General features: G+C 23.1%; 3 protein-coding genes. All 3 read left to right on the forward strand.

Annotated elements, in window-relative coordinates:
- A partial coding sequence (locus D9R21_RS07410; RefSeq protein WP_158613936.1) for a hypothetical protein occupies positions 1-553 on the forward strand: 553 nt, incomplete at its 5' end.
- Between the two features lie 6 nt (positions 554-559).
- Positions 560-1498: a hypothetical protein gene (locus D9R21_RS05790; protein WP_126821459.1), complete on the forward strand. Its 939-nt coding sequence runs from the start codon at positions 560-562 to the stop codon at positions 1496-1498.
- Positions 1488-2252 (forward strand): hypothetical protein (locus D9R21_RS05795; protein WP_148108851.1); only part of this gene is annotated, 765 nt, incomplete at its 3' end. The genes D9R21_RS05790 and D9R21_RS05795, both read left to right, overlap by 11 nt.

Genomic DNA, 2252 nt, shown 5'->3' on the forward strand with positions numbered 1-2252 from the left:
TGGTTTAATAATTAATAAACAAGTATGAGCATATCCAATTAATATGGATACTATTCAACAAGTTTTAGATAATGATACTGCTAACCCTAAATGAATTGGTAAAGTACAATATGCAACACCAACTATTTTATATCCAAAAACATGTAAGATTATTTTAGAAAAACAACCAACACAAGATGAAATTAATACTGCTAAAAGTAATCTAAATAAAACTTTTAGAGTGCCAGTTGATTATGTAATCTCATCATCAACTTCCACTAAAATTGATATCAGTGGAATTAATAAAATAGATAAACCAACTATTCATGTTGCAGACCCAACACAAGCAACAGTTGAACAACTAAAACCACAATTTAAAAATGTTGTTTTAAAAGCAGTAAAAGCACTAGATAGTTCTTTAACTGAAAGTGATTTTGACTACTTTATTGAAAGTAAAGGTGGGGATTGACCAATTGATATTACTAATGATCAAACAGTATCTGTTCAAATTGAAGGTAAAAACAACGCTACTGGTCAAACAAATCCGATTGATGTAGTAATTAAAAATTCTTAATAAAAAATGAATTTATTAATATTACGAGTTTTAACTTTATTAGTAACTAATTTAGAAAATAAACCTTTAATAAGTAAATTTGTAAATTTAATTAATAGAGTTAATCAAATTAAACAAACGGTATTAAAACCAGTTAATTATGTTACTAGTAAATATAATAAAATTACAAATAAAGTTGAAGATATTTATAAGTGATTAAATCCTTTTACTTATTTAGATTTAATTAAAAAAGGTCATAAAAAAGAAATACAACAAATATTAAGTCAATTAGAAAAAGATAATAATATTAAAAATAGAGAACAATTTAAAAATGAAAATTATCTAAATACTAATTGACAACCTTTAAATAGTAGTTGACTTGATAGTGGTATGTTTAATATTACAAATAAGTTAACTTTAACAGGTAATTTAACTATTTTAATATATACAAAAACAGCAAAACATCCGAAATTTTATGGACCTTATGTTTATCCTAGTGTTCCAGTTGAAATTTGAAAATTATTAAGTAATGCTGTATCTAATGCAGGAACTTTATTTTGGCGTTATTGATTACGAAAATGATTACCTAGTCATTTAAGAGATTATATTAAAAAACGATTACCACAAGCATTAAAAGAAAAATATCCCAAAGGAACTACTAAATTAACATTACCAACAGTTCAAAAATTACAACAAATTAAAAAGTTTATTAATAATTTAAAGATTGGACATTTTAATTTTAATTTTGCTGGTGAAATTAATAATAAAAAATGGTATCGCGAACGCCGAAGTGATGTTAAAAATATTAAGAATTTATATAAAACACCAGTTAAAAATATGTTTTACAAAACTAATCAAATTATTAAAAAAATTAAGAAAACAAAAACAAGAGTTAATATTTATAAGCCAAGTAATTTAAAAAATAAATATCGTAATCAATTAAGGGGTGTATTATATGGAAAATAATTTAAGTAATTTATTATTTATAACAGTTGAAGATGTTAAAGAAAGTAAACTTTGACAACCTATTAATGAAAGAAAACAATCTGCTTATAATGATAATTTAATTTATAATGCTATTTTAAAAACTAGTTTATGAATGGATAGATTATCAGGCGGGACAATTTCCGATAAGATTAATAAAAAAGATTTATTTCCCTGAGTTAAAAAAGATAATACTGGTTTAATTGAATATGATAAATGATTAAGTTATATTCAATCTGCTTGTTTATTAGCAATTATTAATTGATATTTACCAAAAGGAGTTAATGATTTAACTGGTAGTGCTTCATTTTCACAAGGTGGAGTTGCTTATTCACAAACTAATGACCCTGAGGCAAATGAAAATATTACTCGTGATGTTAAAAATGCTTTAAAATTAGCAGGTGAAATAATTGATATTATATCTAGTAAAACAGTATCTAGACCTTATAATTATAGTTTAGATAATTATGCTCATCCATGAGAAGAAGAATATAAACATATTAGTAAAAAAACTTTTTATCCAACATTATTATTTTGATTAAAAGAACGATTACAAACAGATAATTCAATAAATATTACTTATCCAACTATTAATGATTTTTCTAAAATCGATTATAACGAATATATTAAAATTATTGTTCCATTTGATAATGATAGTATTTATTATGATGAAATTAATAAAGTGTGAAAATCTAATACTGGTAATATTATTAATCCAGAGTCTATAATGAAAACA

The organism is Spiroplasma endosymbiont of Megaselia nigra, from assembly GCF_003987485.1.
In the GTDB taxonomy this organism is placed as follows: Bacteria; Bacillota_I; Bacilli_A; order Mycoplasmatales; family Mycoplasmataceae; genus Spiroplasma.